This window comes from Bradyrhizobium sp. Crot121 (assembly GCF_059512385.1).
The window spans coordinates 1-891 of record NZ_JCAMOR010000276.1 but is presented as its reverse complement, the minus strand read 5'-3'; the positions used below and the strand labels follow the sequence as shown (position 1 = coordinate 891).

Genomic DNA, 891 nt, shown 5'->3' with positions numbered 1-891 from the left:
GATGCTCTGCAGACCGACGAGCTCTGCCCCTGCAACCGCGAGATCGGCGGCGAAACGCTGAAGGTTGCTTGAGGCATGTTGCTGGAGGCATCATGTCGATTGAGCAATTGAAGAACCAATCCCCGATTTCAAGGACGTCAGACTCAACTTTGCGCGATGATGTGCGCGGACCTGACACGAGCGAGCACGCGGATCCTACATACGGCGATCGAGGGCGGCGGCCGGAGTTTCGCAAATCGGATCGTCGGACGGCTGCGCTCCAGTCAGCAGGCGCCGGCCACAGCGCGCGGCCTCGGTTTGAGGCTGCAACGACTGCTCCTCGGCCCAGTCGAACACCACAATGCTCAATGCGCCACTCCCCGCCGCGCTTGTCGAACAGGCCGCAACAGCGTCGACCGATCGGAACTGCCGCACGCGCCCATCCTTGCCGCCGCGCTGCATGACAAGGAAGCACGTCGCACAGCGCTCCGCGTCGGGCCGACGAGTTCTATCAATAATTGGCCGAACTGGTGGATATTGCGGGCGCGGCTTTTGAGCACTTCTCGCGCCGGGAGGCGGGAGCCCTCCGCAGGCCCGGAATAGATGCCATGCCGATCTATTGGGTGGGGTCAATAGGAGCGGCGCAGCATGGCCTTGCTGGCCCGGGCCATGCAGCGGCAGTACCGATAGATGCAGTTGCGGATCGCGACCCGGTCCAAAGGTTCCATTAGGATCGCTTCATTCAATCACCAACTATATCCCGTCTCTGTAGCTAACACTCCCGTCGGAAAACACTGGCGAGAATGCCCCCTCTAGGAAGGCATGGCGTAAAAGCGAGTTCTGTGCGTCAAGTTCAGCAAAATTGATCATGGGGTCCGGCCAAGCCATCCCCTCGGAGCCGCCGTCGCTCGC

At 61.4% G+C, this 891-nt stretch carries 1 protein-coding gene and 1 pseudogene; one reads left to right on the top strand and one right to left on the bottom strand.

The window, feature by feature from the left end; genetic code table 11:
- Positions 1-72 (top strand): annotated as a pseudogene (locus AC5ZGW_RS46495) (peroxiredoxin); the annotation flags it as partial.
- A 123-nt stretch (positions 73-195) separates the two neighbouring features.
- On the opposite strand, the gene AC5ZGW_RS46490 reads toward AC5ZGW_RS46495, so the two are convergent.
- The gene (locus AC5ZGW_RS46490) at positions 196-348 is read right to left on the bottom strand and encodes a hypothetical protein (protein ID WP_165421597.1); all 153 of its coding nucleotides are present in this window, start codon (positions 346-348) and stop codon (positions 196-198) included.
- Positions 349-891 lie beyond the last annotated feature (543 nt).